The organism is Arthrobacter sp. NA-172, assembly GCF_043952055.1.
GTDB lineage: Bacteria > Actinomycetota > Actinomycetes > Actinomycetales > Micrococcaceae > Arthrobacter.
The window spans coordinates 1,555,203-1,582,179 of the sequence record NZ_JBINOT010000001.1; the positions used below are offsets into that span (position 1 = coordinate 1,555,203).

A 26,977-nucleotide genomic window follows, 5' to 3' on the forward strand; every position below is an offset into this window, starting at 1 on the left:
GCGGAGCAACGTAACTTTCATTCCGGCATCCTAACCCTCCGCGAGGGCTCCTCAAAGGCTTGGGACCACTTGTATTTCCGCGAGTGTCGCCGGAGGGTCCATTCGAAAGAATTCCAAGTATCCCCTCGGATAATTCGAGTGTCTTCTGTTCAACACTCAAGTAAACAGTACTCGTGTGTCGCATTGGAATGTCCTGTCGAATAGCCGGAAGGTCTCAGATCAGAAGAAAGTACTCGGGTTCTGGATGTACGCATTAGATTTCCCGGTCAGTCACTGAGTTGGACCGTCGCACTAAAGCGGCTTCCCAAAGACTCCGCTTTGTGTTTAGGCAGCGCAATTCGACGCTGCTCCGTGAAATAAATATTGGGGGCGACAGATAGTGATCGAAAAATTTTGCGTGGAAAGACTACTGGGTCGCGAAGCAATCCACGTCTATGGACCCGGCGCAAGGGAACTAATTGAGGGTAAGACCATCCTGGTTACGGGCGCTGGGGGTTCCATAGGCTCCGAAATTGTCCGGCAGATGCGACTGCTCGAAGCCGGGAAAGTCTATTACGTCGACAACGACGAGTTTGCCCTTTACAACCTCCAGATGGGGACAGAAGGCGTTGCCCTATTGGACGACGATGCCTATTGTTTGGCAGACGTCAAAGATGAGCAGTTAATGCGGCGAATCATGCAGGAGGTACAGCCGGACATCGTTTTCCACGCTGCGGCGCACAAACATCTGCCGCTCTTGGAACGAGCGCCGGAAGCTGCCGTTAAGACAAATGTCTTCGGAACCGAATCCGTAATCCTAGCTGCTATTGCCGCCAATGTTGATCGGGTGGTGAATATCAGCACAGACAAGGCCGCAAATCCAACCTCTGCCTTGGGCTGGTCCAAGCGCCTTGCTGAACACGTAGTGGCTAAGTACGCCGGCACTTCCGCCACAAAGGTGGTTAGCGTCCGTTTTGGAAATGTCCTGGGCAGCCGCGGCTCCTTCCTTCCAACACTGATCACGCAGATGGAAAATGGGCAGACAGTCCGACTCACGGACCCGGAGGTTTCGCGCTTCTTTATGACCATCCCGGAAGCGGCAGGTCTTGTCATCGAAGCGGCTTGTCTTGCTGAACAAGGGGAGACGTACGTCCTTGATATGGGTTCGCCGGTGAGAATTCAGGCACTCATCAACCGCTTTGTCGAATTGTCCGGACACCTTCCGCCAGAGATCGAATACACAGGACTACGTCCGGGTGAAAAGCTATCAGAGGAGCTCTTCGATCGGCGTGAGACGTACTATTCCACTGCTCATCCTCGCATCCTGAAGGCGGACGTGGGCTACTATCCGATCGAGGAAACCCTCGCCCTCCTTCGCCATCTTATTACGCATTCAGCCCATCCGGCGCTCGTCCGATCGGCACTGGAATTCAATACTGATCGAAAGGCAGACAATGGACTGGTCCATGGGGCTTGTTGGCGATTCTAGCGTTACCAGCGCTGGCCGTCCTAGTTGACGCAATTGCCGCTGTGCGAAGCGGCAGATTTACTCCGCAAGAATCCGCGCTCAGGGCCCTTGATAAGCCGTTTGACATATTGGTTCCGATATACGGTGATATTAGTTACCTGACAAACATCGACTATCTTCGCCGGTACGGAGGAAGAGTAATTCTCTGTACCACTTCCAGCGAGTCTGAAAGTTTCCTGAAGTCGCTGCGGACGATAGCTGCCGTTCACGGGTTCAGGATCTTTCTCAGTAGCTACGCTCCAGCCCAGTCCAACAGCCGCAGGAAAACCGGCGGCACGATACGCGACCGGATAATCAGGGACGCGCTCCGGGCGGTGGTGACCGCCGAGTATGTTGTGTGCATGGATGCCGACACGACGTCTTCCCGGGGCCTGGGCGAGCTGGTGGACGAACTCAGCCGCCGGGGATCCGACCTAGCTTCAGTCGAGCTTGTACCCCAAGACTCTCGCTCCGGACTCGTGCAGCTTCAACGCCACGAGTACCGACTGGCGATGCGTCTAAGGTTCGTCATGCCGTGGCTAATCAGCGGTGCCTGCCATGTTGGGACAACTTCCGCAATGCGCATGATCATGAATCAGCATTCCTTGTTCTTTCAGGGAAATGACGTTGAAACCGGATTGATCGGCGAGCGGCTCGGATTCCGGGTGACACACATCCCATTTGCCGTCCACACTGACGTTCCGTCATCCTTCAGGGCCTGGTGGAGGCAACGGCTGGCCTGGACTGGGGGGGAATTTCGACTTTACGTTGTAAATATTCGCTTCAGCATTTGGCATCCATACTTCTGGATCTATGGAGTGGTCGTGCTCTTCGCCTTCTTTATTTTGCGCTGGGCGGCCGTCATTCACCCCGGCTGGCCACTGCTCGTGGGAGCTATTCTGTATTTCGCGATGGTCTATTCTATTCACTGGAAGCATCGAAACAGATGGCTCCTGCTAATGCCCTTCTATACACTGTTTGCGAGCCTTATCCTTCTTCCCATGGGCGTTTTCTGGTATTTTGCCATGGCAATACCGGAAAGGAACTTCGGTCTCATCCGATTCAGGCGAGGGAGGTTGGGGGATCAGATGGCCGGCACCTTGCGAAACAATGCACCTTGAGAAATGGGGCTCTTCGCAGATGAGCATGGTTAGAGCCGTCTGAGGCTGGTGGCAGCGGGGCTTGTGTAGCCGTTGCGGCGTGGTGCGGCGGGAAAGAGGTCAGGGCCTCTTTGAATTGGTAGCGACCAAGCAACCAATACCCAAAAGAGGCTCTTCGCAGATGAGCATGGTTAGAGCCGTCTGAGGCTGGTGGCAGCGGGGCTTGTGTAGCCGTTGCGGCGTGGTGCGGCGGGAAAGAGGTCAGGGCCTCTTTGAATTGGTAGCGACCAAGCAACCAATACCCAAAAGAGACCCTGACATGAATAACTTTATGTCCTGTTCCTGCGGTCGCTGGTGCACACGCGCGGACGCGCTGCTCGGTGTCGAGGGAATCCATGTCCGCTCCGTTACTGCAACCGGGACCGGTCTGGTCCTGCGCGTTGAAACCGGCGAAACAATGACCGGATGCCCTGACTGCGGCGTCGTTGCCGTGGGTCATGGCCGCCGGCAGGTCCGGCTCCATGACATTCCTTGTTTCGGCCAGCCGGTGCGGTTGCTATGGGCCAAGCGCATCTGGCGGTGCCCTGACCCGGACTGCCTGAGAACCACGTTCACCGAAGACCACACGCTGGCAGGTTCCCGGGCGAAACTGACCGCCCGGGCCGCTGCCTGGGCGACCGACGCGCTGGCCCGCTTCGATACCTCGGTCTCGGCCTTGGCCCACCAGCTCGGAGTGTCCTGGCACACCGTCTGGGACGCGGTCCGCGCCGAGGCGACCCGCCGGATCGGAGCCGAGGAACGGTTGAGAGGCGTGAATGCTCTCGGCGTCGACGAGCATGTCTGGTCCCACACCGGCCCGCCCGGGACAGGCATGGTCACCGGCATCGTGGACCACACCCGCGACGCCAAAGGCATTGTCCATGCCCGGCTCCTGGACCTCGTCCCGGGACGGTCCGGGAAGGCCTACGCCGACTGGCTCAAAGAACGCGGCGATGAATTCACCGCCGGAATCAAGACTGCGGCGCTGGACCCGTTCCGCGGCTACGCGAACGCGATCCGCGACGAACTGCCCGAGGCCATCACCGTGCTGGACGCTTTCCACGTCGTCAAGCTCGGTTCTGCCATGGTCGATGAGGTCCGCCGGCGCATCCAGCAGGACACGCTCGGACACCGCGGACGAAAGGGCGATCCGCTCTACGAGATCCGCCGGACCCTGCAGATCGGCGCCGAACACCTCACCGACAAACAAGCCGCCAGGCTGGACGCCAAGCTCACGGCCGGGGACCCGGACCAGGAAGTCACCTTGGCCTGGCAGTGCTATCAGAAGCTCCGCAACATCTACCACGCCCGGCCGGAGCGAGGACGGGAGCTCGTGAGCGAGGTGATCTCATCGTTCCCGTCCTGCCCGATCCCGGAAGTCGCACGGCTCGGCCGGACCCTGCGCGCCTGGAAACAGGCCATCCTTGCCTACTTCGAGACCAGCGGTGCATCCAATGGACCCACCGAAGCCATCAACGGCGTCATCGAAACCACCCGCCGCATCGCCCGCGGCTTCCGCAATTACACCAACTACAGACTCCGATGCCTACTCGCCGCCGGCGGCCACCGCCCATACCGGATCAAACATGCCAACCATGCTTAAACGCGAAGGGCCAGAAATGGTGACGAGTGCCGCAATGTCTACCCGCTGTCGCTTCCCGGGAGCCCGGCTGTCTGTGGCTTCAGCGCCAGACTTGGCCACAGCTCCATTCCGCATCGACCGGTCCATACGGTAGCTTCTCCCAAAGATGAAGGTGAGTCTGGCTCAGTGCGGCTGGAATCCGGGCCGCCAACCATTGCTTGGCGTTGGGCAGAGCGCGGATGTCCTGACGGCCCAGTTCCACGTGACCCGGGCCAGCGTGATCGTGGACCGTTGCTACAAAGGTGAGCTGCATATGGTCGCGGACAGGAGGGGTCTGCCATTGGTCTCCGTGACCGATCCAACGTACTCATCGGCCTATCAGTACCTCTACCAAACCGCGGCCTTCGTTAAGGTGGCGGTCCATCCGGAGTGCTGATCAGCTCCGGATTGCAGACCCGACGCGGACGGATTCCGTGTGGCGAGGGCCAAGCCGGCGTTTGCGACCATTTTCATAGCAACGGGGTCAGCCAGCCGAGAGCCCCGGAATCTGGTGGTTTTGTCGAACGTGATTCGATGCCATAGCATCGGACCGTAAGGTGCCATTCGTTAGCTGAGGCTCCTTCGCGGATATATGCCAGCGACCCCCAACGTCGAGAGACGCCCCGGGTCAGGACAGGCTCCCCCGGATTAAGGGGTTGCCCCGATTGGCTCCCGGATTGCCGGGTTCACGCCGCGAAGTGCCAAAGGTCTTACGAGGAGGGGCAACCGCCGGGTGGGATGCCCGGCCTCCTCCCTGGCTGTGCAGAGCGCCGATTGGAGGTGGTCACCAATGAGTGGTGATCATAGTCGATCCAGCGGTGCCGCCTCTGCGCGGCACTGACTCCAGCTTTTGAGCAGGTCCAAACCTGCAGGCTGTTCCCCTTAACTAGTACCCCCGCGCTTCCCATTGGCTGCCACGGCAGCCGTGATTTTGCGTGTCTGCGGGGCGGACCTCTTCATGTCCCGGGAAGGACATCCCATGCCTACAAACATTCAGACGCGCCCGCAGGGCACAACGCCCGCGGCACTCAAAGCATCGGCGTCGCTCGACAGCGCTCACGTCGGTGACATCAAGGGCGCTTTCGGCACTATCAAAATCGATGGCGAGGTTCCCACCAAAGGTTGGAAGGCCAAGCTGAAGACCCTCTTGGCCGTCGTCGGGCCTGGCCTGATCGTGATGGTCGGAGACAACGACGCCGGAGCGTTCGGCACCTACACGCAGGCCGGCCAGAACTACGGCACGGCGCTGCTGTGGACCCTTCTGCTGCTGATTCCTGTGCTCTACGTCAACCAGGAAATGGTACTCAGGCTGGGCATCGTCACAGGCGTTGGCCACGCGCGCCTCATCCTGGAGCGGTTCGGCAAATTCTGGGGTGCGTTCAGCGTCATCGACTTGTTCATACTCAATGCCCTGACGATCGTGACGGAGTTCATCGGCATCAGTCTGGGCCTTGACTATCTGGGCGTCCCGAAGGTCATCGGGGTGCTGGTCGCGGCCCTCATCATCATCGGCGCCGCCTCCACGGGATCGTTCAAGCGTTTCGAGCGCGTCTGCATGATCCTCGTGGCGGGGTCATTGTTGCTGGTTCCAGTCTTCGTGATGGCACACCCTGACATGGGCCAAGTGGCCCATGATTTTGTTGTTCCCGGCATTCCTGCTGGGTCGGATCTATCAACAGTGACGCTCCTCATAATCGGAATTGTCGGAACCACCATTGCGCCCTGGCAGCTCTTCTTCCAACAGTCCTACCTGATCGACAAGCGCATCACCCCGCGCTTCATCAACTACGAAAAGGCCGACCTCTGGATCGGTATCGCCATCGTGGTTGTTGGAGCAGCCGCAATCATGGGATTCACTGCGGCCGCTTTCGCGGGCAAGACTGAATTCGGGAATTTCACCGACGCCGGAGGTGTCGCCGATGGGCTCGAAAAGTACGTTGGAAAGACTGCCGGCGTGCTCTTCGCCGTAGCGCTGATTGACGCTTCGATCATCGGCGCCGCAGCCGTAGGCCTGTCCACCTCGTATGCTCTGGGTGATGTCCTGGGCTTGAAGCACTCCCTGCACCGCAAGTTCTCCGATGCCAAGGGCTTCTACACGGCCTTTGCCGGCATCCTGTTGATCTCGGCAATCGTCGTTCTCATTCCCGGAGCGCCCCTGGGCCTGCTCACGGTCGGCGTCCAGGTACTTGCGGGGGTTCTGCTGCCCTCGGCCACCGTGTTCCTGCTGCTCTTGTGCAATGACAAGCAGGTGCTCGGGCCATGGGTCAACGGCAAATTCCTGAACATTTTCACCGCGTTCATCATCGGTGTGCTCGTGATCCTGTCCCTGGTTTTGACCTCAAGCGTCCTGTTCCCGGACATGACCGGCGATACCATCGTTGCGATCATCTTCATCGGGGCCGGCGTGTGCCTCCTTGGCTGCATCGCCTATGTGATCTACCGCGCCTTCCGGCCAGGCCCCGAGAAGGAAGCCGTCAGCCAAGCTGAGCGCCGCGACTGGAGGATGCCACCGCTGGCGCTCCTAGAGGCACCGAAGCTCTCCACCGTACGCAGGGCAGGACTCACGGTTTTGCGTGCGTACCTCCTGATCGCGATGATCTTAGTGATCGTGCGCGTCGTCCAGCTGGCTCTTGGCGGCTGACTCCCCCAACCCACACACCGCGCGCTTGGTCAAACACGGCTTCAGCGCGCGGTATGGGTCGGGAGGGTCCTTGCCGGTAGGCGAATGGTGTGGCCGGCCAGGTCGGATTGACCGGCCACAGGCTTTGCAAAGCGGGACCCGAGCAAAACCTAACGCCCGGAACCTCAGGGGGACTGACATTTCGGGCGCACCATCCGGGGGCGTAACCCCACGAAGAACGCTATGGCCGAAAAAGACGACTAGGTGGCGATTTGCCCAAATTGAGTGGTGATTGCAGCCAAATTGAGTGGTAGAACGGCCACCACTCAGTGAAATAGGGGCGGGCGGATCAAAGACGCACAGTTTGACTCGAACCGAAATTAAGAAGTTCCGATTAATTCTCTTCGGGTGAGGCTCCTGGATGCATCGGTGGGGTCGAACTTAGGAAGTGTCCGCTCTTGGGAAACGAATTCGTTGCCGGGCAGGGCATGGCAATGTTGGGCACTCATTTGCCGACGCGCTGCGACTTGCGGGGCGAGATGAGTCCCCCCCGAGGAACGTGCCTTACGCCGAGCAAACTGCCTTTCCCCTGAGGGGCCACCCGAAGCCGACGGCGCGTTGCTGTGGGGTGGTCGGGTTTTGGGCAATCGGGTGGCCGAGCGTCATTGCCATAGGTTGGGTCGTTTGAGATGCTCTCCTGGGCCCAACGGCTGACCCTTCGGGCGTGTGCGGTGATCGGCGCCTTGGCGACCGCCTGGGCCATTGCAGGCATCTTTTTGTATGTGGTGCCGCCTGCCGACGACCCCGCACACGCGGATGTGCTGTTCGTGCTCGGGCCTCCCGATCAACGCATCAGCTACGCAGAACAACGGATGCAACAGGGGTATGCACCCACGCTCGCGTTCTCAAGCCCCACGGGAAAAGACGGCAGATTCGAAGCGGACATTTGCAACACCGGCCGCCCATACCGGGTCATCTGTTTCAGGCCTGACCCCTTCACCACTCAAGGCGAAGCGCGGGCCCTGAGGGACCTATCGAGCCAACATGGCTGGAAGAGCGCGGACGTTCTGACGGCCCAGTTCCACGTCACCCGGTCACGCGTTATCGTGGACCGCTGCTACAAAGGTGAGCCGCACATGCTCGCATACAGGAACGGCCTGCCGCTGGTCTCCCTGACCGATCCAACCTACTCCTGGGCCTACCAGTACCTCTACCAAACCGCGGCCTTCGTTAAGGTTCCGCTCCACGCGGAGTGCTGATCGGTTCCGGATTGATGAGCCGACGATTGTTAGCGGCCATGAAAAACTGCCCGTAGGCGGCCACGAAAATGCCCGCTGGCGGCCAGTGGAACTGCCCGCCGGTGGCCATGAGATCTGCCCACTTCCTTACTGAACCTGCCGCGTCTTGAGCGGCGGGGGCCTCTCCCCGGGGTTTGATGACGGTGTCTAGACGCACCAAAGTCGCCCAGGAAGAGGCCCTGTATGAAGCATGACGGAGAAATCATGGAAATTCTTGCTGCCTACGATCTGACCGGATCGTTGCGTTCAACAGCCGAGCTCACGGGCTGTTCCCACCACACCGTTGCCAGGCATGTCGCCGCCCGTGATGCGGGCCGGCCGATCGCCGAGCCCGCGGCCAGGGGCAGGGTCACCGATGCGTTCCTGCCCAAGATCGAGGAATGGGTGGAAGCGTCCAAGGGCCGGATCCGCGCTGACAAGGCCCACGAAAAGCTCCTCGGTCTGGCCTATGAGGGTTCCGAGCGGTCCACCCGCCGCGCGATCGCTCAGGTCAAGGCCGCGTGGCGGCTCGGACACGTGCGCGTGCACCGGCCCTGGATCACCGAGCCGGGAATGTGGTGCAGTACGACTTCGGCGACGGGCCACGCATCGAGGGGGTGAAGACCATCCTTTTCGTCGCCTGGCTGGCGTTCTCCAGGTTCCGGATCGTGATCCCGTTGCGGGACCGGACCGCGCCGAGCGTGTTCGCCGCGCTGGACCGGTGCTTCCGCGTCCTGGGCGGGGCACCGACGTATGTGCCTTCGAATTATGTTCCACGGAACATAATCCGTGTTCTGTGGCCTGTCTGGTTATGTGGCCTCAACTGCGACGTGGTGGGCGTTGGCGGCGGGCTCTCAGTCTGAGCCGGTGTTCCATGGCACATAACGGTTGGCTGGGGCGATGGTGGTTACTTCAATTTCTTCGATGAGAAAGGAAGTTGCCATGTTGGAGGAGTATTTCGCCAAGCCGGCCACTGTCGATCGGCTCCGGGGCTCATGGATGGGTGCGGAGATCGAGACGTACGTTGATTGGCTGGCCGCGCACCAGTACAAGGACCGGTACATCTGGTCCCGGGTCCCGGTCGTCTTTGCGTTCGGCGAATTTGCCGGCGCGCGGGGTGCCGCCACCATTGTGGAGTTACCGGCGCACGTGGACGCGTTCGTTGAGCACCGGGTTGCACTTCACCACGAGCACACGCGCTCGACCCGTCCGATGACCAATGAAGTCCGGGGCCCTGTGGAGCACATGCTCGCGGTTGTCCTGGACGGGTACGCGCCGACCGGACGGAAGCGCGGTCTTCATCCGTTCGCCGACACTGCCCCGGGCTTCTTCGACTATCTGGTCCAGGAGCGAGGCCTCCGTCCGTTTACGGTGCGGCGCTACCGCATCCACCTCGATCACTTCGAAACCTACCTGCGAAAGATCGGCGTGGAGTCGATTCGGGAGATCTCCCCGACGATCCTCAGTGCCTTCCTCGTGGAGCGCGCCGGCGCCGGACTGGCCAAGACTACGGTGCGTGATGAAGCGGGTTCGTTGAAGGTCTTCCTGCGTTACGCCCACCGCCAGGGCGTCCTGTCCAGAGACCTGAGCTCGGCCGTCGGATGGCCCCAGGCCTACCGGCTATCGGAGATTCCCCGCTCCATTTCCTGGGCCGACGTCAATCAGGTCTTGGCCAGTGTTGACCGCCGGACCGAGACGGGCAGGCGCGACTATGCCATTCTGCTCCTGCTGGTCACCTAGGGGCTGCGTGGCCGGGAAGTCGCCGCGTTGACCCTTGATGACATCGACTGGAAGCATGAGCGTTTGGCGGTCCCCGAGCGCAAGGCCGGGCACTCCACGGCATTTCCTCTGTCTGTTGTGGTCGGCGAGGCTGTCCTTGACTACCTTCAGCATGGGCGCCCACCAAGCAGCGACCGCCACGTGTTCTTTCGTGCCGTGGCTCCGCGCCAGCCGATCAGCGCCGCCGGGGTTTCGTCCTGCGCCCGCTTCTATCTGCTCAAGGCGGGCATCAACGTGCCCCGGCCGGGCTCACACACGTTACGCCACTCGGCGGTGCAGCGCCTCCTTGATGCAAACCTCACCCTGAAGACCATCGGTGACTTCGTCGGGCACCGCTCGTCACGTTCCACCGAGGTCTATGCCAAGGTCGCCGTCGAGGCTCTGCGCGAGGTCGCCCTGGGGGACGGGGAGGCGGTGCTGGGATGAACGGGAACCTTGCTGCCGCCGTGGCCGACTTTTTGGCCTACAAGCGGGCGCTGGGCCGGAAATACCTGAGCGAGGAAGCGACTCTGCATTTGCTCCTTGGCTTCGCCGAACAGCACGCGGTGACCGATCTGGCGGACCTCACCCCGCGCGTGCTCGATGAGTTTGTTGGCTTCAGGCCAAGGCCCCGGGCCCGGAGCTTCAACCACCTCATCGGAGTACTCGGAAGTTTCCTTGACTGGGCCGTCAGCCAGCAACGTATGGTTGCATCACCCTGGCACGGAACCCGGCGCCGGGACACGGACCGGCGGCTGCCCTTCCTGTTCGATCCAGCCCAGGCGCGCCGGCTGCTCGAGGCGGCAGCTGCGCTTCCCGACAACCCCCGGGCCCCCGGCCGGGGCCCGACCTACCATGCCATTTTCGCCCTGTTTTACGGACTCGGACTCAGGGTCGGGGAGGCCTGCGGCCTGCACTTGGACGATATTGATACAGGCAGGCAGCTTCTCATCGTCCATGGCGGTAAGTTCGGCAAGAGCCGCCTGGTTCCCTTCGGACCGCACATCGGAGAGCTGCTGGCCCTCCACCTCGAGCGCCGACACCAGGAAGATCGGGCCGAACCGGGTGCGCCGCTGTTCACTTTCGACGGCCGGCGGTGCGTGCACACGGGCAGTGCGAGCGAAACGTTCAGCCGCCTCGCCGCCGGCCTGGCGTTCCCTGTTCCCGAGGGCACCACGGCGCCCCGCTTGCACTGTCCGCGTCATTCCTTCGCCGTCGGATGCTTGCTGCGCTGGTACCGGGAAGGCGTGGATCCATCGGCGAGGCTCTTCCAGCTCTCAACGTTCATGGGCCACGTGAACCCATCCTCGACCGCTGTCTACCTGACTATCACCCCGGACCTTCTCTCCGAGGCAAGCCACCGGTTCGAAGCCTATGCCGAACCCGCCTGGTCGGAGGCGGAGCAATGACTGGAACACAACGGCTGGGGCCACTGATCCACTCCTTCTTCATAGACCACCTCGTCACGGTCAAGGGCCTGCGCCCTGCTTCAGTGCGAAGCTACAGCGACACCATCCGGCTGCTGTTGTGCTTCGTGGCCCAGCAAAAGGGAACCAAGATCACCAGACTCACCCTCGAGGACCTGAGCTTCGAGCACGTCCTTGGCTTCCTGCGCTACCTCGAATACGACCGCCACAACCACGTGCGGACCCGCAACCAACGCCTGGCCGCCCTGCACACCCTTTTCGACTACATCGCCACCCGGGAACCGACGATGCTCGAAACCTGCCAACGGATACAGGCCATCCCCATAAAACGGGCGACACCTGCCGAGACGCACTCAACCGGTGAAGCGCTTACCCGCTTCGGCATCTACAAGGCCGTTCGGCGCCTCGCCGGGCACCTCGACGATCCCGGCAGCGACCGCACCGTCAGCCCGCATGTTTTCCGCCACACCGCGGCCATGCACCTCTTGGAATCCGGAGTCGAAATCAACGTCATCCGCGGCTGGCTTGGGCACGCCGACCTGACCACCACGAATCGCTACGCTGAAATCAACACGAGGACAAAAATGGAAGCCCTGCGCGCCACCGAGCCGTCCGACACTTCGGCGGCACGCCGCCCCACGCCCGTGTGGCGTTCCGATGAATCACTGCTGAACTGGCTCTCAAACCTCTGATAGTTATGTGGCCCCGAATCTACCAAACCAGCCGTCCAGAACCGGGTACCGGTGGTCGGGCCACATAACCAGCCAGGCCACAGAACACGGACAACGAGAAGACCGTCACGACCGCCCATGTTGCCGGGGTTCCGGTGCGGAACCAGCAGACCCTGGACTTCGCCCGCCACTACGGCATCACCGTGCTGACCTGCCAGCCGGCGGACCCGGCCTCGAAGGGAGGGGTGGAAGCATCCGTGAAGCTGGCCAAGGCCGATCTCGTGCCCACGGACACCAACCTGCGCCCCGACTACGGCTCTTTCGCTGAACTCGAAGCCGCCTGCGAGGCGTTCATGGGCGAGGTCAACCATCGCGAGCACCGCGCGACCCGCCGCAAACCCGCCGCCGTGCTGGCCGAAGAGGCACCCAGGCTGCACCGGATCCCGGAGACCGCTCACACCGTCGCGTTCGGCCCGGCCCGCACCGTGCCGGAGAACACCCCGATGGTCACCTTCGAAAACGCCCAGTACTCTGTCCCGGCGCATCTGCTCGGCGCCCGGGTCTTCGTCCGCGCCCACGGCGCCGGACCCGGCGAGCAGGTCATCATCGTCCACCACGGCCCCGGCGGTCCCGTGGAGGTCGCACGCCACGGCCGGGCCCGGCCCGGCAGCCCAGCCATCAACGACGGACACTTCCCCGGCACCAGAACCAGGATCCCGGGCGACTACACGCCCAGGCCCCGCAGCGCCGACGAGGCCGAGTTCCTGGCCATCGGCCAGGGTGCCAGGCCCTGGCTGGTCGAAGCCGCCGCGGCCGGCACGGCCCGGATGAACGTGAAGATGGCAGAGGCCGTCACCCTCGCCAAAATCGCCGGCACCGCCGAAGTCGACAAAGCCCTGGGCAACGCGGCATTCCACGGACGGTTCGCCCACGGCGACCTCGCCTCCATCCTGAACGCCGACATCAGACGCACCACCGCCCACTCCGCGGACGAAACCCGCTCCCTGACCCAAGGCACCGGCGCCTGGGCAGGCCTGGGCACGGGACCGTCCACCACCGCGACGAAGGAACAGAACCGATGAGCCCGGTCACCACGACGAACACCACGGCCCCGGCACTTCCGGCGGAACTGGAAACCCTGATGCGGCAACTGAAAATGCCCCACGCCCGGGCACTGGCCCCGGAACTTATCGCCACCGCCCGCGCCCAGCGCTGGGAACCAACCGAAATCATCAAGGCCCTCTTCACCGAAGAAACCGCCGGCCGGGCCCGGTCCATGCTCGCCACCCGCCGGAAGGCAGCAGGATTCCCCACCGGGAAAACCTTCGACGTCTGGGACCCCGCAGTCTCCTCCATCCCCGCCCCGACCCAGCAGGCCCTGCGCACCCTGGAATGGATCGGCCGGCGGGAGAACCTGGTCGTCTGCGGACCCTCCGGCACCGGGAAAACCTTCTTCCTCGAGGCCCTGGGCCAGCAAGCCGTCGAAGCCGGCATGCGCGTCGCCTGGTTCAGGCTCGAGGACCTCGGCGCCCTGATCCGGGCCCACCGCACCGACGACAGCGTCACCCGCGCCGTCAGCCGGATCCTGCGCGCCGAGCTCGTCGTGATCGATGACATCGGCCTGCTGCCCGTGGCCACGGACGCCGCCGAAGGACTCTACCGGGTCGTGGACGCAGCCTACGAAAAACGCTCCGTCGCGATCTCCTCAAACCTGCACCCAGCCGGGTTCGACGAGCTCATGCCCAAAACCCTGGCCACCGCCACAGTGGACCGGCTCCTGCACCACGCCCACGTCTGCCAGACCAGCGGCGACTCCATCCGCCTCACCCAGGCCCTCGCCGGGAAAGGAGTCACCCAACTGAACTAACCAAACCCCACGATGGCCAACCCCGCCGAACCAACCAGTGGGCAGATCTATTGGCCATCACCGGGCAGTTTCACTGGCCACCAGCGGGCACCTTTACTGGCCGCCGATGGGCAGAAACCAATGGCCATTGACAGACGATTCGTTTTGGCGAAGGGAAAACGGGGCGTCGGCAGGGCACCCCAGATAGGATCCGCACCTAGGAAACTCAATTCGCTAATCCCCCAAACACCACAAATACGACGACGGCGGTTGCGGCAGCGAGTACCGCGAGACTGCAATATTGCATCAATAGCCATCTGCGTCGCCTCGCGCTGCGCTGCAGTTCGCGCATGCCTGTTGCCCTCAGTGTTCATCTGTTCTCCCCATTGACTCGCCTGGCTGAAACCCCACAGCTTGCCTACGCCTCTGAGCCTTTCAGGCGGACTGACCGTCGAAATAGAGTGGCGACTTGTCGTTGAGCCCCGGATTATTCGCTTCACCCGCACAATCGATCAGCTACCTCGACGGCGGTGCGCTTGGAGATCTCCACAGTCAAGTCCGCGGCTGATCCCCTTAGTCCGGGCGCACCAGATCGAGACGTACTACCGGATGACGCTGAGAGCCGAGTTCGGCGCAGTTACGCAGCGCCGATTTCTTCGAGGGTGACGACCAGGTCAGCGTTGGTCCGTTGCGCGGATCAGTTCCGCGTTCTTTTCACCGACGGTGTTCACCCACGCCTCGGCTTCTGCCGGGCTGTTGCCGAATTCAATGTGGCGTTGGACGAGTCGCTGCACCCGAAGGGTCTCGTCCTGCTCGCGGTACCAGATTTCCGTGCACTGGTTGCGGACTTCGAGAAGGAGGTAGTATCAATACTCCGTCCGCAAAATCGTCTCACAAATCCGTGTAGATGGTACGCACTAATCTGTGGGGGTAGGCCCGCTTTCCATCAAGATTCGGGCCTCAGTAGATCCTATAATACTCCCAGTTTCCCCAACACTCGGTTGAGCAGAAATCAGAAGTCAATTTGCGGGGAACGCGTTTCCCGCAGAACTGGCAGCTTCTATCTGGCATAAATAGCTGCCGGAGCTTTGCGAACATATGGAAACCTTCATCGGTTGGCTGGTGTGGGTTGTTACCCCAAGACAGTCGAAGAACGACATGGGGACTACGTGGACAAAGGTAACTTGACACATGGCGGTTGAGGGACGTGTCGCCGCGATCTTAACGATTCCTTTACGGGAGAGCTCTAAGAGTTCGCTGACGAGAACCTGCGAGTACACCTACAATCAACCTGCCGTTCAGCCGGCAGATACAGCAAGTTCGATAGACATCTATCGGCGGCCCCTCCCGCCACAATCGTCAAAAACGGGCTCAGCCTCGAACCCACGTGATCGAAACGGCTACGAAGACCATTGCAGCCACAGCCAAAGGAACCTCCCCTCCAATTGCCGCGCCTGAAAGGGCCAGTCGGAAACGGCGAAGGTATTCACATACACAGCTGACGGTGGGGCTGCAACGACCTATGACACCCAAGGAACCACCGGCTCCCTTCCTGTGCCGGCCTGAAGTCAAGCACCCTCGGCGCGCCAGGGAGGCACACGAACGTGTTCACTTGGTCAAGGGGTGAAGCCTCATGCCTGTTGGGGCTGATCGGCTACGACGGGGATGAGACCAATGGCGTTCACGTGTGGGCGGCTTGGCATGGCGGATACGAAACTGGCGACTACCTCATCGTTGCGTCGGGCTCCGGGGAGTCGGCCAGCCGCCATGTCGCACGAGTGGCGAGCCTCCCGATCGCCGATCATCCTTGCGCTAAGGGAAAACGACTACCCCCACAACAAGACCACCGCATCATTTCAAAGCCCATCAGCGATACAGGGCGGCCGGCGCAGCGGGCCGCCAGTCATGTTTCCCGATCGTCATGAATTACAAGTCCAACGCCGACGGTGCCAACATTGCGCCGTCGTCTGATTATGTGAATGCGGCTAGAGATATCGCAACATCGGACGCGTACGGTCCCGGCGGTATTTCTGAAGTCGCCCTGATGGACCTGTCTGCACGCGTGCCGTTGATTCTGGGCGACACATTCGACCTCTACCCCGACGAGTACCATCCCAACGATGCCGGATATCTTATGACGACGCCGCCAGTTATGAAGGCGGTGTGCCCAAGGTAAGGGACCGGCAGCGAGGCTCCGGATAACCGGGGCGCAACCATATCACGGGTAGCCGTCGTACCGGAGAGCATCTAGGTAGACTATGGCGGGTGGGGGCAAATGGCTCTCACCCGCCCATGCCTCCCTCGCGAGATGAGTCACCTCTTGAACATCACCTTCCTCCTTCCCGGTTACTCGCCCAACCCCATCGGCGGATACAAAGTCGCATACGAGTACGCTAACCACCTCGCCCGCCTCGGGAATGACGTAAAGATCATCCACGCATGGCGGTTCAGCATGGATGAAAGCGGTGCTGACAAGCCAATCGACATCCTCAGGCGGGTCCGGTACATGCCCGAGGTGGTGCGCAACACCAAGCCAGGGTGGTTCAACTTCCACTCCGACGTACGGATCATCAACAAGTTCCTGACCATCAGCCGCGACCTCGACGGTTCTGATATTGTCGTGGCGACCGCATGCCAGAGCGCACCGATCACCAACGAACACTCCCTCGCGGGCAAGTCCTCCGGCGTCTATTTCATCCAGCACTACGAGGACTGGTCTAAAGACGCCTCCTTCGTGGACCGGACATGGAAGCTCCCACTCCGCAAGGTTGTCATTGCCCCTTGGCTGCAAGAGAAAGCCTCTGAACTCGGCGTCGCCGCCGAGCTGGTGCCTAACGCCATCGATGCTGACCGCTTCGCCCCGGGCCCCGCCATACCCGCCCGCCCCCTCAGCGTTACCGCCATAGTGTCCCCGCAGGAATGGAAGCGGACGGATCTGGTTTGCGAGGTGCTGGCCCTAGCGAAAGCCACTGTGCCTGACCTGGAAGGGACCACGTTCGGCGTGTGCCCCCGCCCCGAAGGCCTGCCCGCATGGGTACAGCATGTCCAACAGCCAGCCCCTGCGGACCTCTCAGCCATCTACCAGCGGGCACGGGTCTACCTGTGCGCCAGCGATGCCGAAGGATGGCATCTTCCGCCCGCTGAAGCCATGATGAGCGGGACCGCTGTGGTTTCCACGAATATCGGCGGGGTCCGCGCTTACGCAGACGGGAGCGCCCTGTTCTCCCCGACCGGCGACGCGGAAGCGCTCGCTGACAACGTGGTCCGGCTGCTCACCGACGAAGCCGAATGCACCCGCTTGGCCGAAGCAGGCTACGCAAAGCTCTCCGGCTACACCAGCCACGACGCCGCTTCAGCCTTCACCAAAGTCATCGAATCGGCCGCCGAAAACTGCATCGGATAAGCCATGCCCAAACCTGGCATATAAATCCAGTACTTGAAGATACTCGGCAATTGCGTCCGGTGGGAACGGGCTGCTCGGCGGCATACCTACGCTTGGCTACACGGGCGGGAAGCTCAGGATCTACTGTGACATCGACGCGACACTGCCATTCTCAACAACACGGAACCCCGAGTTGTACATGTGCGATGTGGGGACCATCAGCATCACTGCAAACACGGCCCAGATCTTCGACCTAGCCCCTTACCTCGACGGCAACCTGCTCGGCTTCCGACTCTCAGCAAACGCCGCACTCGAAGGGTCCTTCACCCCTCACCTAGCGATTAGCGGAAACGCCCGCTCCGCCGCTCTTCGTCAAAGTGCTGGCGTAGGCGCGACCACTAAACCTCCTATAGGCCGGGATTTCAACATACTTGTGAAGTAGCTCGGCAGCTCCCAAAGAAATGGCAAGGGCAGTCAACATGCCGAGGCCATGGATTAGTCCCCCGAATCGCGCAAGGGTGACATTCTCCAGGCGGATAACCAGTTGATGCACGAGGTAGAAATAGTAACTGGCAGAACCAAGGCGCAAGAGAATCGGGTGGTGAACAATCGATGGCTCTCCGGCGGCATCACTCTGGGCGAGTACCACTATAAAGATGCACAGCGGCACAAGGGTCAAAGCGGCCGAGCCGATACCGGAGGGGTTCACTGCGGCCAAAAGGTAGGATGCCGCAAGAATTGAGCCAGACGCGACCTTCCCCACACGTAGGCGCGGGCCACGGATAGTAGAAACCAGCGTCATGCCGATAACAAACTCGGCCACACGCGACAACGAAAAGATGTTGGTCAGCCAAGCTGCCGCCGTATTCGGCTCGTAGTAAGCCGCCTGATCAAAGGGTGTGTTGGGAAGTGCCAACACCGCATATATCCCGAATCCGAGGACAGCCGCGAACGCCACGGTACGGACAGCCACCAAACCCCGACGCTAAAGATTCATGATTGCGGGCGCAAGAAGCGGAAACACCAGATAGAAGAACGCCTCAACGCTGAGCGACCAACTGACGCCATTCCACGCGAAATCACCCCATTATCCGGAACCCATGACTGCAGGAGTAACACAGCAAGGACCCCGCTTCCAGGGTCCCTTGCGCCGTTCGCGGTTGAGTAACTGAGGATGGCACCGGCGCCCAGCGCCACCACACAAGCTGGGTATATCCTTGAGACCCGGCGCCTATAAAAATCTCCGAGCGCTTCTCCAGGCTTCCAAGCCCAGGCCAACAGAGAACCCGACAGGATGAAAAAGAACGAGACCCCAACGCGCCCCTGACTGGCAACCGGCGCCAGCGCTGGGATTGCCAAGTGGTATGAGAACACAAGCAGCGCAGCGAACGCCCTCATGCTCGTCAGTGATTTCAGATTCTGGCGCGCCGGAACCGCTTCCCCCAATGTCATGAGCCTGCGTCTACAGGTCGGGCCCATCCGGGTAAGTCGCCTTGCATGGCTTGTCGTCAATGTTTGCAGACGAGTCCGGTCGTCGGTCGGACGCGCCGACCGACGACCGGCCGTCTCTTTCGCGCTTACCTCCGAGCCGGCTCTTTGAACCAGTCATCAGGGGACCTTGAGCGTTGCCACGAAGGCGGCCCATCGTCCGAGGTCCAGCAACACCCTCGGAGCGGGAACCCCGCGTTGACCCTACAAATCCACAAGCGCCGTCCCCGGGTTCTCGATCGCATCCGCAACATACCGCAGGAACCCGGCAGCCGTTTCGCCATCGCACACGCGGTGATCGAATGCGAGCGTCAGTTCGGTGACCTTGCGGACGGCCAGCTGTCCGTCCACTACCCAGGGCTTGTCGATGATTCGGCCCACGCCGAGCATGGCAACCTCGGGGTAGTTGATGATCGCTGCGGAACCGTCGACACCGAACACGCCGTAGTTGTTCAGAGTAAAGGTGCCGCTGGACAACTCCGTCGGTGTTGCCTTGCCGTCACGGGCAACGGCGGTCAGACGACGGATCTCCGCATCGAGTTCGCGAGCGCTCAGCAGGTGGGCGTTGCGGACCGACGGAACCACGAGTCCGCGGTCCGTCTGCGCGGCAAAGCCAAGATTGATGCCGTCGAAGGCGATGATCTCCTGCATCTCGCCGCCCGCAGCGTCTTCAGCCGTGACGATCCGGGTGTTCAGCTCCGGGAATTTTTTTAGCCCAGCTGTGACAAAACGAGCCATGAACGCGAGCAGGCCCGGAGCGCCGTGCGGGTCACGCCTCTTGAGTTCAGCACGCATCTCAAGCAGCGCGGTGGCGTCGACGTCCACCCAGACAGTTGCCTCCGGGATCTCGGCCCGGCTCCGGGTCATGTTCGCCGCGACAGCCTTCCGTATCCCCCGGACCGGGGTGCGCGAAGCGACGGTCAAACCGGTACGGGAATCCTGGACCCCGGCGGAAGACTGGGCAACGGCTGGGGCCTCGGCGGGAGCGGCCTCACGCACGGCCCCACCGATGGCGGCCTCAACATCCCGTCGCAGGATGAGCCCGCTATCCCCCGAACCAGGCACGGCATCCAGCGAGACCCCATGGTCCCGGGCCATCTTGCGCACCAAGGGGGAAATAACGGCAGAGAGCTTCCCGGGAATCCGAGTACGGGACAAGGAGAGTTCGGCGAAATCCGGCTCCGAGGTGAAAGCGACTGCAGAACCAGCAGACACCCTCCTCGGCCGGGTGCGGCGAGCCTCGCCACCTCCGGATGTGCCGTAGCCAATGAGGACGTTCCCGGATCCGGCTTTCTCTTCAGTCCGGTATGCCTGGGCAGCTGCAGAAGCAGCGGGCGCCTCATCAACCTGTTCCTCCACAGCTGCAGGCTCTTCGGCAACCGAAGCACCTACCGGAGCCACCGAGATCAGCGGCTTCCCGACGTCGAGCGTTTGGCCGGCCTCGCCGTGCAACACGGCAACGATGCCCGCATACGGCGAGGGCACTTCGACCATGGACTTCGCGGTCTCGACTTCGGCGATCGGCTGGTCAACGCGGATCTCGTCGCCGACAGCCACGAGCCAGTTGACGAGTTCGGCCTCGGTCAGGCCCTCTCCCAGGTCCGGAAGGAGGAACACTTGCATTTCTGCGCTCATGGTCAGTTCTCCCATTGAAGGTCGTCAACGGCGTCGAGGATGCGGTCGACGCTTGGCAAGTAGAAGTGCTCCAGCTTCGGAGCCGGGTACGGGACGTCAAAGCCGGTCACGCGGCGGATGGGCGCAGCCAGGTGGTGGAAACAACGCTCCTGAACGCGAGCCACAATCTCGGAGGCAATCGAAGCGAATCCGTGGGCTTCTGCAATCACCACGGCGCGGCCGGTCTTGCGCACGGAGGCGCAGACGGTCTCGTCATCGAAGGGCACGATCGAGCGGACATCGATCACTTCAAGTGAGCGGCCCTCTTCGGCGGCCGCAGCCGCCGCGGCAAGCGCGGTCGGGACGGAAGGTCCATAAGCAATGAGCGTGGCATCAGTACCGGGGCGTGCGACGGCGGCCCGTCCCTCGCTGCTGGATCCAGCCGAAACGTTCGCGGCGTGCTCGGCACGCAGAGCGCCCAAGTCCACCTGGTCCTTGGACCAGTAGAGCTTCTTTGGCTCCATGAACATGACGGGATCGTCGGAATCGATAGCCTCGCGGAGCATGCGATAGCCATCCGCCACGGTGGCCGGGGTGTAGACCTTCAGGCCGGCCGTGTGGGCGTAGTAAGACTCCGACGAGTCGCAATGGTGCTCGACGCCGCCGATCCCGCCTGCATAGGGCACGCGGATGACCATGGGCAGTTTGACGGCGCCTTTGGTGCGGTTGTGCATCTTGGCAACGTGGCTGACTATCTGCTCGAATGCCGGGTAGGCGAAGGCGTCGAACTGCATCTCAATCACGGGTCGCATTCCGTTCATGGCCATACCCACGGCCATGCCTACGATGCCGGACTCGGCCAACGGGGTGTCGAAGCAGCGTTGCTCTCCGAACGTGGCCATGAGGCCATCGGTGATCCGGAAGACGCCACCGAGGCGGCCAACGTCTTCACCGAACACGAGAACCGAAGAATCCGCCGCCATGGCGTCTGCCATAGCTGTGTTGAGCGCTTTGGCCATGGTGATGGTCTGGGGACCCGAAGCTTCGGCGATGGCGGCTGCGCTAGCTGCCGCACTGGCGGTGGCGGAGCTGACATCACCTGTCGCGGCCGTCTCGGAGGATGCGGTGACGGCGGGGCTCATTTGCCTGCCTCCTGGCTGGATGCTTCACGGGCGAGTTCATCGGCGAGCAGGGCCGACTGCTCTTTCAACTGCGGAGTGGGAGTAGAGAAGACGTAGCGGAAGAGGTTCTGCGGATCCACCGGAACGTCCTCCCCAGGCCCTGGCGAAGCTGCGAAGCAACGGCTTCGGCCTTCGCTGCAATCCGGGTGGAACCGTCGTCGTCCAACAGCCCGCGTTCGGAGAGGTACGCGGTCATGCGGCTGATCGGGTCCTTGGCGGTCCATTCGGCCACTTCGCTGTCCTCCCGGTAGCGGGTAGCGTCGTCGGCGTTGGTGTGGGCCTGCATGCGGTAGGTGTGGGCCTCGATCAAGAGCGGGCCCGAGCCTTCGCGGGCCAGTTTCACTGCCCGGTCCAGCACGGCGAGCAACGCGACCAGGTCGTTGCCATCAACGCGTTCACCGGCCATGCCGTAGCCCACGGCCTTGTGCGCCAGCGACGGCGCCACGGACTGGTGGCTCAGCGGAACGGAGATGGCGTACTTGTTGTTCTGCACGAAGAAGATGACGGGCAGGTGGAAGACAGCCGCAAAGTTAAGGGCCTCGTGGAAGTCCCCTTCGCTGGTGGCACCGTCGCCACACATCGCAAGTACAACGGTGTCTTCCCCGCGAAGCTTGGCGGCGTGGGCAACGCCGACCGCGTGGAGCAGCTGAGTGGTGAGCGGCGTGCATTGGATGCCCACCTTGTGCTTGGTGGGGTCGTAACCGCCGTGCCAGTCACCGCGGAAGATGGTCATGGCCTCCACAGGGTCCACGCCCTTGGCCATGACGGCGACGGCGTCCCGGTAGGTGGGGAACAGCCAGTCGCCTTCGCGAAGACAAAGAGCAGCCGCTACCTGACATGCCTCTTGGCCGTGGCTGGACGGGTACACAGCCATGCGGCCCTGCCGGACAAGGGCGGAGTTCTGGTCATTGACGCGGCGCCCGACTACGAGCTGTTCGTACGCTGCCATCAGTTCGGTGTCACCGGGGATGGGATATTCGTGGCCGGGTTCAGTGCCCTGCTCAGTTTCAGGCATCAGCGTGCCTGTAGGGTCCACCATCTGGATCTGGTGGCGGGCCGGCAGCATGTAAACTTCCACGCTGATTCCCAACTTGCGCCGAACTTCGGAAGCGTGATCGTTCACTTCCGAGTCGCCCGGGCGAGCGTCGGCCAGACCCTGGGCCTCCTGGTCCGCGGAGATCGTCATTGTCCGTCCTTCGTTGTCCACTATTTGCCTTCAGTATGTTCCATGGAGAAGTTTCGTATCCAGCGTTGGCCAGAATCATGGAAAAGCTTGCCGAAAAGGGCTAGTCTGGAAGACAAATTGCAAATGTGAGCTTGCTAACGGGCTCAGGCTGTGGACGAATTGGAGGTGCGGTGGTGGACGCGGAAATGGATCAGGCGGAGGTGCCCCTTGACCAAGTGGACCGGGACATCATTGCCGAGCTGACTCGGGACGGCCGGATGTCCGTCACCCAGGTAGCGGAGAACGTCCACATCAGCAGGGCGCACGCGTACTCAAGAATCTCCCGGCTGACGGGCGAAGGTGTGCTGACTAAGTTCACGGCATTGGTGGATCCCATCAAGGCCGGATTGAAATCATCGGCCTACGTCACCCTCAAGGTGCAGCAGCATTTCCTGGCGCGAACTCCGGGAAGAGCTTCGGCTTATTCCCGAGGTGCAGCACATTGCGCTGGTGGGCGGCGACTTTGACGTCATCCTGCTGGTCCGTGCCACCGACAATATTCATCTGCGTAGGGTCATCTTCGACCAGCTGCAGTCAATGCCTGGCGTGCAGGATACGCAGACGTTCCTGGTGTTCGAGGATGTGGATACGCGGTAGGGGTTAGCGCGACAGCGCCAAGTAGACCACGCCTGCTGTGACAATCAACAAGACGAGCAGCCCACCGATCTTGAACCGCTTCCGCGGCGTTTTTCGGTAGGGGTTAATGTCCACGTAGCCCGGCAAAGCGTCCTCCATAATTGATGTTCCTGAGAGATCCCTGAATTATTATCGGCTACAAACGGACTCAGGTAAGAACGCCTGGAAGACAGCCAACCGACTTCAACGCGATCGGAGACTGGCGGGCGCCCTCGCAGTCCGACTAGGAACGTGGCGCGGACCCTCCCGGAAAAGACAGCGGGACGGCCGACGGCTTCCGATTCAATTATTCCAGAGTTGCGAGCTTCCTACCGGCATTCACAGGCGGCATCAGTCGTCACCGGCTCGGGCCGTGCCCTTTGTTTTCTGTCAAACGGGTGGGTCATCGCTTCCCCTGGGTCGGGCGTCCGTCGCCGAGCACTAGGGCAGTCTGGCTCGAAAATGACGATGTAACGGTCATGTGCAGCCGAGCCGGTAGAATGTCAATTAACCGCATGAATATTGCCGTTCTGGTGGCATGCCAATTGGCTCCATCCAGTATGAACACAGGGGGACTTCGGTTTGGACCTACGCGATTACCTGCGCATCTTGCGCCGCAATTGGATACTCATCGCTTCTGCAACTCTTTTGGGTCTACTTGCCGGCAGCGCTGCGTCGATCATTACGAAGCCCACCTACACCTCCGAAACGCAGCTATTCGTTGCGACCCAAGGGTCCGGATCAATCAACGAACTCCAAGCCGGCAACTCCTTTGGTCAGGCTCGAGTGCAGTCTTATGTAAAGACGGTCACCACTCCGACAGTGCTGCAGCCAGTCATTGACAGCCTCGGATTGAGCGAAACGGCAGCGGAGCTCGGACGCAAAGTCAAAGCCACAACAGATCTCAATACCGTTCTCATCACAGTCTCAGTCGTGGATGAGTCGCCTGTCCGGTCCGCTGCGATCGCTCAGGGCGTTGCGTCTAGTCTTGTGAAAGCCGTCGAAGTTCTAGAGAAGCCTACGACAGGCGGGTCTTCGCCCATTCGTATCTCCATCGTGACGCCGGCCACCGCTCCCTCAGCTCCGTCGGCTCCAAATGTCCAGCTGTACCTAATCTTGGGCATGGGCTGCGGCCTTGTACTCGGAGCCGTGGGCGCCCTTTTGAAAAGTACGTTAGACAATCGGGTGCGGGGAGAGGACGACGTAAGGACGATTACCTCGTCCTCAATTCTCGGGGGCATACCATTCGATCCGGAAGCCGAATCGAAGCCTCTTGTCACAACAACAGGAGATCGAAGCCTGCGGGCAGAGTCTTTCAGGCAACTGAGAACCAACCTGCAATTTGCCCATGTTGACCACAAAAGCAAGACTCTTCTAATTACCTCGTCCCTACCTGGCGAAGGTAAGACGACCACCGCTGTCAATCTGGCCATAACGATTGCTGAGACCGGCCGGTCAGTCGTTTTAGTGGAGGCCGATCTTCGGCGGCCGATGGTCGGAGAGTACCTCGGTTTGGATGGCAATGCGGGCCTTACGACCGCGCTGGTTGCTGAAGCCGATGTCAACGACCTTCTGCAACCATGGGGCAGTCACGATCTCTTCGTTCTAACGTCTGGGCAAATCCCTCCGAACCCCAGTGAACTTCTGGGTTCTGCAGCAATGAAAGATCTTATCGAGCGACTCGCAAGCGCATTCGATACCGTGATCATAGATGCCCCTCCGCTGCTTCCTGTTACGGATGCTACGGTGCTGGCACAAATTAGCGGCGGCGTTGCCGTCGTCGTAGGCAGCGGCAGAATTCGCCAAAAAAACCTCGAGAAGTCACTACAGTCGCTGGAACTCGTAGACGCGGATATTGTTGGCATCATTCTTAATCGCGTCCCTACGAAGGGGCCTGAGGCTTCCTCGTACGGCTACTATAGCTACGATTCACACTCGTCCGATGTCAAAAACAAGAACCAAGTTCACTCGGCGAAAGTGGTTGGGCCACGAGCCCGCCGCCAAAACCGACTCTCAGAGGCTCATGCCCATGAGTTCAACGATTTTGAAGTAGAACGCGAGTTGGCTGACACCCAAGAGACTAGGGCGCCCAGTCGCTTTCCCCTCTGACCCAACCCTCACCAATCGATAGACCGTGCCCAACGTTGACAACGGCCACAGGTCATATATTGCCGCGACATTTATCGAGAAGAAGGTAACCGGTGAACATTGGGTTTGCTATTACAACGCTGGGTTCCCATCGACCTATCGAAAGGCTCCTCAAGTCGTTGGCGGGACAGCTCGACCACAACGACTGGATTGTAATTTCTGCCGTCGGAGATGGACAGCGGATCCGAACAATTGTCGACGAACTCGATTTCGGTCCTGCCCGTGTAACAGTTGTAGATGGTCCGCGCGGCGCAGCTGCAGGTAGGAACTTTGCAGTACACAGTGCACCACACCTGGCAGACTTCATTTTGTTCCCCAACGATACTTCATGGTTCCCCTCTGACTTTGTCGAGACTTTCAAGTCCCAGGACATTAGAGGCACAGCTGGCGCTCTGACTGTTGTGGACGAGTTCGGCCCGAAGTTCCGCCTTGCACAGTCTGGGGCTGGGTTGACTCGAAAAAACGTCTGGAACGTGATCGAGCCTGGACTATTCATGGACCATCAAACGTTCCTAAGCCTGGGCGGCTTTGATGAATCTATTGGAACCGGGGCACCGACTCCCTGGCAGTCAGGAGAAGGGACGGAACTCCTTCTCCGATGGATGGAATCTAGAATAGAAGAATACTTCGAATGGATCCATTGCCCTCACGTCCTCGGAATATCCGATCCGCAAGGCTTGAGCGATAGTGAGCGGCGCGTTAAATTAAGGGCTTATGCGCGGGGATACGGGAGACTGTTGGTCACCGGAAATTTTGTCGCGATCGATCGTTTCAAAGCTGTTGCTGGAGGGGTTTCATTTGGACTGCGGAAGGGCCATCCATACAAACCTATCGATGGATTGTGGGTATTCGTCGGGAGAATCGAAGGAATAACCGGAAGACTTATGTCCCGCAAATCCATGATCAGGGCCGTTGAAAGGTAATTAACTGGCTCATCGCATTTGAGGGTGTAGTCGGGGTGGGCGCGTCGGTGGCCGGGTAGAGGTCGAGGTCTTCCGATGGTGGAAGTTCCTACACTGCCCATCGGGAAGACCTCGACATGTCTCACGCTACCTTCCTGCCTCCTGATCTGACTACGTTCTGCCGGCTTGATGAGCTTGGGCTGGAAGCTGCCGGGCTGCTTCTGGGGCCTGGCCGTGCGGTGTTGGAATGCCGTGCCGTTGATCCGGATGATTGGTGCCGTTCTTGTGGTGCGCAGGGCCTTGCGCGCGGCACGGTCACACGGCCGCTCGCGCACGAACCATTGGGCTGGCGGCCGACGACGTTGCTGGTGAGGGTCCGCCGTTACAAGTGCACGGGTTGCGGACGCGTGTGGCGCCAGGACATCTCGAAAGCCGCGCAGCCGCGGGCGAAGATCTCCCGTCGCGGGCTGCGCTGGGCGCTGGAGGGCATTGTGTGCCAGCACCTCACGGTCGCCCGCGTCGCGGAAGGCCTGGGCGTGTCCTGGCATACCGCGAACAGCGCGATTGGTTGGGTCCC

Annotated in this window: 20 protein-coding genes, 5 pseudogenes and 1 riboswitch; of the genes and pseudogenes, 19 read left to right on the top strand and 6 right to left on the bottom strand. The window is 61.1% G+C overall.

The features are described 5' to 3' along the window. The first annotated feature begins 379 nt into the window (after positions 1-379). The 15 genes and pseudogenes from ACF0H6_RS07720 (at position 380) to ACF0H6_RS07790 (ending at position 17,248) form a co-directional block, all read left to right on the top strand. A complete protein-coding gene (locus ACF0H6_RS07720; protein WP_395249086.1) occupies positions 380-1,468 on the top strand; it encodes a polysaccharide biosynthesis protein in 1,089 nt (362 codons plus the stop codon). Next, positions 1,456-2,607, top strand: a complete 1,152-nt coding sequence (locus tag ACF0H6_RS07725; protein ID WP_395249087.1) for a glycosyltransferase family 2 protein — start codon at positions 1,456-1,458, stop codon at positions 2,605-2,607. The genes ACF0H6_RS07720 and ACF0H6_RS07725 overlap by 13 nt, the downstream gene beginning before the upstream one ends. Positions 2,608-2,905: 298 nt before the next feature. Then, positions 2,906-4,228, top strand: coding sequence for an ISL3 family transposase (locus ACF0H6_RS07730; protein ID WP_395249088.1), 1,323 nt, complete (start codon positions 2,906-2,908; stop codon positions 4,226-4,228). 151 nt (positions 4,229-4,379) lie between these two features. Beyond that, on the top strand, positions 4,380-4,643 hold the full coding sequence (locus ACF0H6_RS07735; protein WP_395249089.1) for a hypothetical protein: 264 nt from the start codon (positions 4,380-4,382) through the stop codon (positions 4,641-4,643). Between the two features lie 159 nt (positions 4,644-4,802). Then, positions 4,803-4,973: riboswitch (M-box (ykoK) riboswitch) on the top strand. A gap of 252 nt (positions 4,974-5,225) precedes the next feature. Continuing rightward, positions 5,226-6,887, top strand: coding sequence for an Nramp family divalent metal transporter (locus ACF0H6_RS07740; protein ID WP_395249090.1), 1,662 nt, complete (start codon positions 5,226-5,228; stop codon positions 6,885-6,887). 668 nt (positions 6,888-7,555) lie between these two features. Continuing rightward, positions 7,556-8,125 carry a YdcF family protein gene (locus tag ACF0H6_RS07745; RefSeq protein ID WP_395249091.1) on the top strand — a complete coding sequence of 190 codons (570 nt, stop codon included), beginning with the start codon at positions 7,556-7,558 and terminating at the stop codon, positions 8,123-8,125. A gap of 222 nt (positions 8,126-8,347) precedes the next feature. Beyond that, positions 8,348-8,901: pseudogene (locus tag ACF0H6_RS07750) on the top strand (IS21 family transposase); the annotation flags it as partial. A gap of 184 nt (positions 8,902-9,085) precedes the next feature. After that, positions 9,086-9,883, top strand: a complete 798-nt coding sequence (locus ACF0H6_RS07755) for a tyrosine-type recombinase/integrase (protein ID WP_395249092.1) — start codon at positions 9,086-9,088, stop codon at positions 9,881-9,883. A gap of 3 nt (positions 9,884-9,886) precedes the next feature. Then, a complete protein-coding gene (locus ACF0H6_RS07760; RefSeq protein WP_395249906.1) occupies positions 9,887-10,348 on the top strand; it encodes a tyrosine-type recombinase/integrase in 462 nt (153 codons plus the stop codon). Continuing rightward, positions 10,345-11,310, top strand: a complete 966-nt coding sequence (locus ACF0H6_RS07765) for a tyrosine-type recombinase/integrase (RefSeq protein WP_395249093.1) — start codon at positions 10,345-10,347, stop codon at positions 11,308-11,310. Before ACF0H6_RS07760 ends, ACF0H6_RS07765 begins: the two co-directional genes overlap by 4 nt. Next, the gene (locus ACF0H6_RS07770; RefSeq protein ID WP_395249094.1) at positions 11,307-12,020 is read left to right on the top strand and encodes a tyrosine-type recombinase/integrase; all 714 of its coding nucleotides are present in this window, start codon (positions 11,307-11,309) and stop codon (positions 12,018-12,020) included. Before ACF0H6_RS07765 ends, ACF0H6_RS07770 begins: the two co-directional genes overlap by 4 nt. 86 nt (positions 12,021-12,106) lie before the next feature. Next, positions 12,107-13,081, top strand: a pseudogene (locus ACF0H6_RS07775) (IS21 family transposase); the annotation flags it as partial. After that, complete coding sequence (gene istB, locus ACF0H6_RS07780; protein ID WP_395249095.1) at positions 13,078-13,866, top strand: IS21-like element helper ATPase IstB; 789 nt, start codon at positions 13,078-13,080, stop codon at positions 13,864-13,866. The pseudogene ACF0H6_RS07775 and the gene istB, both read left to right, overlap by 4 nt. Positions 13,867-15,766: 1,900 nt before the next feature. Beyond that, positions 15,767-16,021: a hypothetical protein gene (locus tag ACF0H6_RS07785; protein ID WP_395249096.1), complete on the top strand. Its 255-nt coding sequence runs from the start codon at positions 15,767-15,769 to the stop codon at positions 16,019-16,021. 132 nt (positions 16,022-16,153) lie between these two features. Continuing rightward, positions 16,154-17,248 (top strand): glycosyltransferase family 4 protein, encoded by a 1,095-nt coding sequence (locus ACF0H6_RS07790; RefSeq protein WP_395249097.1) that lies wholly within the window; start codon positions 16,154-16,156, stop codon positions 17,246-17,248. Between the two features lie 313 nt (positions 17,249-17,561). Here the strand turns inward: ACF0H6_RS07790 and ACF0H6_RS07795 are convergent, their stop codons facing one another. The 5 genes and pseudogenes from ACF0H6_RS07795 to pdhA form a co-directional block, all read right to left on the bottom strand. After that, entirely contained in the window at positions 17,562-18,200 is a 639-nt protein-coding gene (locus ACF0H6_RS07795; protein WP_395249098.1) for an acyltransferase family protein, read from the bottom strand. A 20-nt stretch (positions 18,201-18,220) separates the two neighbouring features. Next, positions 18,221-18,706 (bottom strand): acyltransferase family protein, encoded by a 486-nt coding sequence (locus ACF0H6_RS07800; protein WP_395249099.1) that lies wholly within the window; start codon positions 18,704-18,706, stop codon positions 18,221-18,223. A gap of 213 nt (positions 18,707-18,919) precedes the next feature. Continuing rightward, positions 18,920-20,350: a dihydrolipoamide acetyltransferase family protein gene (locus ACF0H6_RS07805; RefSeq protein ID WP_395249100.1), complete on the bottom strand. Its 1,431-nt coding sequence runs from the start codon at positions 20,348-20,350 to the stop codon at positions 18,920-18,922. Positions 20,351-20,352: 2 nt separating this feature from the next. Continuing rightward, positions 20,353-21,471 carry an alpha-ketoacid dehydrogenase subunit beta gene (locus ACF0H6_RS07810; RefSeq protein WP_395249101.1) on the bottom strand — a complete coding sequence of 373 codons (1,119 nt, stop codon included), beginning with the start codon at positions 21,469-21,471 and terminating at the stop codon, positions 20,353-20,355. Next, a pseudogene (gene pdhA / locus ACF0H6_RS07815) lies at positions 21,468-22,696 on the bottom strand (pyruvate dehydrogenase (acetyl-transferring) E1 component subunit alpha). The gene ACF0H6_RS07810 and the pseudogene pdhA overlap by 4 nt, the downstream one beginning before the upstream one ends. Before the next feature lie 185 nt (positions 22,697-22,881). Here pdhA and ACF0H6_RS07820 point away from each other — a divergent pair. Beyond that, positions 22,882-23,332, top strand: a pseudogene (locus tag ACF0H6_RS07820) (Lrp/AsnC family transcriptional regulator). 3 nt (positions 23,333-23,335) lie between these two features. Here ACF0H6_RS07820 and ACF0H6_RS07825 read toward each other — a convergent pair. Continuing rightward, positions 23,336-23,470 carry a hypothetical protein gene (locus tag ACF0H6_RS07825; protein WP_395249102.1) on the bottom strand — a complete coding sequence of 45 codons (135 nt, stop codon included), beginning with the start codon at positions 23,468-23,470 and terminating at the stop codon, positions 23,336-23,338. 462 nt (positions 23,471-23,932) lie between these two features. Between ACF0H6_RS07825 and ACF0H6_RS07830 the strand changes: the two genes are divergently transcribed. The 3 genes and pseudogenes from ACF0H6_RS07830 to ACF0H6_RS07840 form a co-directional block, all read left to right on the top strand. Next, positions 23,933-25,459: a polysaccharide biosynthesis tyrosine autokinase gene (locus ACF0H6_RS07830; RefSeq protein WP_395249103.1), complete on the top strand. Its 1,527-nt coding sequence runs from the start codon at positions 23,933-23,935 to the stop codon at positions 25,457-25,459. A 92-nt stretch (positions 25,460-25,551) separates the two neighbouring features. Continuing rightward, positions 25,552-26,421 (top strand): glycosyltransferase family 2 protein, encoded by an 870-nt coding sequence (locus tag ACF0H6_RS07835; RefSeq protein ID WP_395249104.1) that lies wholly within the window; start codon positions 25,552-25,554, stop codon positions 26,419-26,421. Positions 26,422-26,537: 116 nt separating this feature from the next. Continuing rightward, positions 26,538-26,966, top strand: a pseudogene (locus ACF0H6_RS07840) (ISL3 family transposase); the annotation flags it as partial. Between the last annotated feature and the right edge of the window lie 11 nt (positions 26,967-26,977).